Raw genomic sequence first — 5,967 nt, forward strand, 5'->3', positions numbered from 1 at the left:
ATGGTGGATCTGGAGCCCGTGAAGGAAGAACACGAGCTGATGGAGAAGCTCCGTCACCAGTCCACCGACCTCGAGGCGCATGGCCGTGTGGACGTGATGTCCGACATGACCCGCTTCGATGCCGAACGTCTGCATCAGCTGATCGAAAACCACGCGCGCTACACCAATTCGGCGCGCGCGCGTGAGATTCTTGAAAATTGGGAGAGCTTCCTGCCGAAGTTCCGCAAGGTGATGCCGGTCGAGTACCGCCGCGCCCTGCGCGAGCTGAAGGAATCTCAGGAAGCGGCCCAGGCCATGGCCGCAGCAGGAGAGTAAGCAACCATGGGTAAGATTACAGGCTTTCTGGAAATCGACCGTCAGGACCGAAAGTACCTGCCGGCGTCGGACCGCATCCGCAACTACAAGGAATTCGTGATTCCGCTGAGCGAGGATGCAACCCGCGACCAGGCTGCACGCTGCATGGATTGCGGCATTCCCTACTGCCATTCGGGCTGTCCGGTGAACAACCAGATCCCCGACTGGAACGATCTCGTCTATCACGCCGAGTGGGAAGACGCCTGCCGCAACCTGCATTCGACCAACAACTTCCCGGAGTTCACCGGCCGCATCTGCCCCGCTCCCTGCGAGGCAAGCTGCACGCTGAACCTGACCGAACAGCCCGTCACCATCAAAACGATCGAGTGCTCCATCGTCGATCGCGGCTGGCAGGAAGGCTGGATCGTTCCGCAGGTGCCCGCGCAGAAGACCGGCAAGAAGATCGCGATCGTCGGCTCCGGCCCCGCCGGGCTTGCCGCCGCGCAGCAGCTTTCCCGCCGCGGCCATGACGTGCATCTCTTCGAGAAGAATGCGAAAGCCGGCGGCCTGCTCCGCTACGGCATTCCCGACTTCAAGATGGAAAAGACCCTGATCGACCGCCGCGTCGGCCAGATGGAAGCGGAAGGCGTGACCTTCCACTACGGCGTGAACATCGGCGTCGACAAATCCGCGACGGAACTCGAATCCGAATTCGACGCCGTGCTGCTGACCGGCGGCTCCGAAGCGCCCCGCGACCTGCCGGTCGAGGGTCGCGATCTCTCGGGCGTCCATTTCGCGATGGAATTCCTGCCCCAGCAGAACCGCCGTGTGTCCGACGAGCCCATCGGCCAGGTCGAGCCGATCCTTGCCAAGGGCAAGCATGTGGTCGTGATCGGCGGCGGCGACACCGGGTCCGACTGCATCGGCACCTCTTTCCGCCAGGGCGCGCTTTCAGTCACCCAGATCGAAATCATGCCTGCCCCGCCGGAAAAGGAAAACAAGCTCCTGACCTGGCCCGACTGGCCGATGAAGATGCGCACCTCCTCCAGCCAGGCGGAAGGCGCGACGCGCGACTTCGCCGTGATGACCCGCCGCTTTGTCGGCGAGAACGGTCATGTGACGGCGCTCAAATGCATCCGTGTCGACGAGAAGATGCAGCCCATCGAAGGCAGTGAGTTCGAAATCAAGGCGGATCTCGTGCTGCTTGCCATGGGCTTCGTGCACCCGGTGCATCAAGGCATGCTGGAAGAGATCGGTGTGGAACTGGACCAGCGTGGCAACGTGGCCGCCGACACGGCAACCTACAAAGCCAGCAAAGGCAAATTCTTCGCTGCCGGCGACATGCGCCGTGGCCAGTCCCTCGTGGTATGGGCCATTCGCGAAGGCCGCCAGGCCGCCCGCGAAGTAGATCTTTACCTGATGGGAGAGTCGCTCCTGCCCCGCTAGCAACCCTCCATACGAAACATCCAAAACCCCGCGGGAGCGATCCCGCGGGGTTTTTCTTTGAGAAAATTTTTCCGGTACATGCAGATGTCGGTTCCGGATATGGCAAGACACGATAACGCTTTCCGTGTCATCTCCTGCCGCAACCAGGAAGGATCGGACCATGCCGGACAAGAAGAATGAGGAATGGCAGGACTGGCTGGAGGGTATCCGGGCGATTGCGCCGCTGCTGCCCGCCGCGCTGCCCTTCGGCATGATGGCGGGACTCGCCGCCGCCAAGGTCGATTTCGACGCCCTGCTCGGTATCGGTCAGTCGGCGATCATCTTCGCGGGCGCATCGCAGATCGCCATGTCGCAGCTCATCGGCGAGAAGGCCCTGCCGGCGATGGCGGTATTGACGGTGCTGCTCATCAATCTGCGCTTCGCCATGTACAGCGCCTCGCTGTCGCTGCATCTGCGCGGCCTGTCCGGCACCAAGAAGAGCCTCGTCGCCTATCTGCTGACCGATCAGGCCTATGCGCTTGCGCTGGCCCGGTTCACGCTCCATCCCGATTGGTCGCTGGACAGGAAGTTCCGCTTCTATCTGGGCACCGCGATTACCCTCTGGATCGTCTGGATGGCATCGACGGCACTTGGCTATTATCTCGGCGCGGGCCTCCCGCCGTCATGGGGCCTGGAATTCGGCGTGCCCATCACCTTCATCGCCCTGATGGTGCCAGGCCTGCGCGACAGCGCCACCGTCGCCGCGGCCTGTGTCGGCGGCGTCATGGCCGTCATTGCCGCGCCGCTCCCCAACAATCTCGGGCTCTTCCTTGCCGCGCTGTGCGGCATCGCCGCCGGCTATGCCTGGGAGAGCATCATGCTCGCCCCGCAGGAGGGAGACGACACATGAGCACCACGACCCTCTGGTTCATCGTGCTGGCGGCCGGGCTCGGCACCTTCGCGCTCAGGCTATCCTTCATCCAGCTCGCCGACAGGATCGCCCTGCCCCGGCCCTTCATCCGCGCGCTGCGCTTCGTGCCCGCCGCGGTGCTCTCGGCCATCATCCTGCCCGCCGTGCTGCGCCTGCCCGACGGCACAATGAGCTATGCGTTCGACAATCCGCGCTTGCTGGCGGCCATCGGCGCCACATTGATCGCATGGGCCACGCGCAACGCGCTCGTGACCATTCTGGGCGGTATGGCGCTTTTCTGGCTACTGGGGTGGCTGATCTAGCCCTGCGTGTCGCGCAGGCCGCCAGGCAGCGCGTCGTCCTCGGCGCGCGGCTTGCCGCGCAACGCGGCGATCGCCCGCTCGACGACGGGAAACTCAGCCCGTAATTCCGCCCATCCCGTCGTCCGCAGATCGTCCACCTCTGCGCGGATGGCGGCGGCGGGCGCCGTCAGACCGTTCTTCCGCATCTGCTCGTCCCATGTGTGGCTGAGCGCCACCACGGCGTCCTGCACGGGGCCGACCTCGAACCCGTTCACATAGGTGACGAGCTGAGAGCTGTTGAAAAACAGCAGCAGGAAAGCCGACAGCCACATGACGCGGGTAAAGCGGGCAACGCTGCGTCGCGTCTCTTCCGCCTGATGCAACTCGGCGCGCGAGGCGGCTTCCCAACCGCCTTCCACTTCCGTTTCGATGTCATGCAGCAGATCGAGCATTGATCGCATCCTAGAACTGGAAATAGATGAACGGCGCCACGCCCGCAGGCGCGACGGCCCAGATGAGCCAGATACCGCCGCCCAGCAGCAAGGCCAGCAATGGCGACGGCAGATGCTTGATCCCCTGCGCGAGCCAGCGCCCGAGATTGCCCGGCGTGAACTGGAAGATCATCGCCAGCGCGATAAGCCCCGTCAGGAACGGCGTTGCATATTGCAGCGGCTCGCCCCAATTGCCGAAGCCTGCGAGATAGTTCCACGCCGTGCCGAATGTATCCGCCCTGAAGAAGATCCAGGTAAAGCAGACGAAATGGAACGTCCACACCACCCCGACGATATGTTGCGCCCCGTCGCCCAGCATACCGGCAACGCCCCGGGGTCCCGCCTGCGCCGGCGCAAATCGCTCGATCTTCGATTTGATAAACCGTTCCAGCCCCAACATCAGACCATGCGCCGTACCCCAGAAGACGAACGTCCAGGCCGCGCCGTGCCATAGCCCGCCCAGAAACATGGTCAGAAAGAGATTGCGATAGGTCGCTTTCTCTCCACCCCGGTTACCGCCCAGCGGGATGTAGAGATAATCGCGCAGCCAGGTGGAAAGCGAGATATGCCAGCGCCGCCAGAAATCCTGCAGGCTCGCCGCGCGATAGGGCTGGTTGAAGTTCTCAAGAAAGCGATAGCCCAGCAGCGCCGCAACGCCGATGGCAATGTCGCTATAGCCCGAGAAGTCGCAATAGATCTGCACTGCATAGGCATAGACGCCGAGCAGAAGGTCTCCCGCCCCCACCACCGTCGGGTCGAAGAACACCGGATCGGCAATGCCCGTGGCGAGATAATTGGCGATCACCATCTTCTTGATGAGGCCGGACAGGATCAGCACCGTGCCGACGCCCAGATGCTCCCGCGACAGGCGCGGCGTCTCATGAAGCTGCGGCAGGAAATCCGCCGCGCGCACGATGGGACCGGCAACGAGCTGGGGAAAGAACGAGATGTAGAGCATCACGTCGGCAAGCGAACGCTCCGCCCGCACATCGCCGCGATAGACATCGACCACATAGGAAATGCTCTGAAAGGTGAAGAATGAAATTCCCACCGGCAGGATGATCTCCATGAACGGCAGATCGCGCGCCAGGCCGAAACTGTCGAGCAGCGCCGCAAGCGATGTCAGGAAGAAGCCGTAATATTTGAAGAAGCCGAGAATGACGAGCGAGCCTGCGACCGCAACCCCGACGATCCATTTGCGAAGCGCCGCGCGTTCGGCGCGCTCGAGCCCGAGCCCTGCCAGATAAGCAATCAGAGTCGAGGCGAACAGCAGCCCGGTAAAGCGCCAGTCCCACCAGCCATAGAACACATAGGAAGCGGCAAGCAGCGCCAGCTTGCGAAAGCCCGGCGTCCAGCGCAGCGACCAGCTGACCGTGAAAACGATCAGGAAGAAGATACCGAACTCAAGAGTCGGAAAAAGCATGCCGCCGCCCTGACACGACCGCTTTCAGAAAAGGCGCTTCCTTCAAACAAGGGAGCGGTTTTCCGTCCGAAAGCAGCCCAACCAAGCGCGCGGTCCACCGTCCGCGCGCACTACGCAACCGTTAACCATCAGGGGGGCATGACGGTCAGGCGCATAATCCAACGCGTGGCTGCAAAGCTCAATGGCAGAGTTAATTGTTAGTTAATGCCCGAACAGGGACCTCAGGCGCCGAAAGCAGCCAGAAATGTGCGCACGGCGGCATGAGCGTTTTCCCTGATTTCGGCCTCGCTCGGCGCCGGCGTCACGTTCCAGAGACGCCGATTGTGAATCCAGCCCTGGCTCAACAGGATCATCTGCCGCGCGGCGAGCAGGGGATCCGTATCCGCCCGCAGATAGCCCTGCTCCACGGCGCCGCGAATATAATCGGCCAGATGCTGCTCGGCATTGGCCGGCCCGCTATCGTAGAAAGCCTGCCCCACCTCGGGAAAACGGCCCGCCTCGGCATAAACCAGCCGTATCAGGGCGAGGTTCTCCGGCCTCAGCAAGACCTCGAGAAAACGCTCGCTGAATGCGCGCAATACCTCCCCCGGCGCGCCCCCGCCCGCGATCGTGCCGGAAACCTCTGCTTCATGCCGGGTCAGGGAATCCTCAAGCACCGCCCGGAAGAGCTCGCTCTTGGACGCGAAATAGGCGTAGAGCGTCCCCTTGGAACCGCCCACACATGCCGAAATCTCCGACATGGAGGCCCCTGCATAACCATCGCGCAGGAAAATCTCCCGGGCGACCGCCAGAATCTGGCGCCGCTTGCGTTCGCGCCTTTCGTCTCCGCTGTCTGGATGCTGCAGCTTACCCGTTTCCATGTCTCTCATTCTTTCGCGAGATGACGGCCTTCGCGATTGATTCATTACATTGCCGAAAGATATGCTATCCCGAAACCGTACCATACCGTACGGTCGAGAAAAGCGCGGCAAACGCGTATGGATCGGGTCGGGAGGCCTCGGGAAACCAAATTCCCCGGAAAACCCAAAGAAAGAGGAGTATGCGGCCGTGACGGCACTTCACGCTGATCGAAAATCTGCGAGGAATCCGGCCGCGAAACGGCAGGGGACATCTCCGTTGGCG

7 protein-coding genes are annotated in these 5,967 nt (G+C 62.5%); 4 read left to right on the plus strand and 3 right to left on the minus strand.

Annotated features, from left to right (window positions below):
* The 4 genes from CMI59_RS01635 to CMI59_RS01650 all read left to right on the plus strand — a co-directional run.
* Nucleotides 1-315: hypothetical protein (locus tag CMI59_RS01635; protein ID WP_293323813.1), on the plus strand; the 315-nt coding region annotated here is incomplete at its 5' end.
* 6 nt (nucleotides 316-321) lie between these two features.
* Complete coding sequence (locus CMI59_RS01640) at nucleotides 322-1,740, plus strand: glutamate synthase subunit beta (RefSeq protein WP_293323816.1); 1,419 nt, start codon at nucleotides 322-324, stop codon at nucleotides 1,738-1,740.
* Nucleotides 1,741-1,900: 160 nt separating this feature from the next.
* Nucleotides 1,901-2,629 carry an AzlC family ABC transporter permease gene (locus tag CMI59_RS01645; protein ID WP_293323819.1) on the plus strand — a complete coding sequence of 243 codons (729 nt, stop codon included), beginning with the start codon at nucleotides 1,901-1,903 and terminating at the stop codon, nucleotides 2,627-2,629.
* The gene (locus tag CMI59_RS01650) at nucleotides 2,626-2,952 is read left to right on the plus strand and encodes an AzlD domain-containing protein (RefSeq protein ID WP_293323823.1); all 327 of its coding nucleotides are present in this window, start codon (nucleotides 2,626-2,628) and stop codon (nucleotides 2,950-2,952) included. Before CMI59_RS01645 ends, CMI59_RS01650 begins: the two co-directional genes overlap by 4 nt.
* On the opposite strand, the gene CMI59_RS01655 is transcribed toward CMI59_RS01650, so the two are convergent.
* From CMI59_RS01655 to CMI59_RS01665, 3 genes are all read right to left on the minus strand, one after another.
* Complete coding sequence (locus CMI59_RS01655; protein ID WP_293323826.1) at nucleotides 2,949-3,383, minus strand: hypothetical protein; 435 nt, start codon at nucleotides 3,381-3,383, stop codon at nucleotides 2,949-2,951. The genes CMI59_RS01650 and CMI59_RS01655 overlap by 4 nt on opposite strands.
* Before the next feature lie 10 nt (nucleotides 3,384-3,393).
* A complete protein-coding gene (locus CMI59_RS01660) occupies nucleotides 3,394-4,845 on the minus strand; it encodes an MBOAT family protein (protein ID WP_293323829.1) in 1,452 nt (483 codons plus the stop codon).
* A 221-nt stretch (nucleotides 4,846-5,066) separates the two neighbouring features.
* Nucleotides 5,067-5,705 carry a TetR/AcrR family transcriptional regulator gene (locus CMI59_RS01665; RefSeq protein WP_293323831.1) on the minus strand — a complete coding sequence of 213 codons (639 nt, stop codon included), beginning with the start codon at nucleotides 5,703-5,705 and terminating at the stop codon, nucleotides 5,067-5,069.
* Between the last annotated feature and the right edge of the window lie 262 nt (nucleotides 5,706-5,967).

The organism is Parvibaculum sp. (assembly GCF_002684405.1).
Taxonomy (GTDB): Bacteria; Pseudomonadota; Alphaproteobacteria; order Parvibaculales; family Parvibaculaceae; genus Parvibaculum.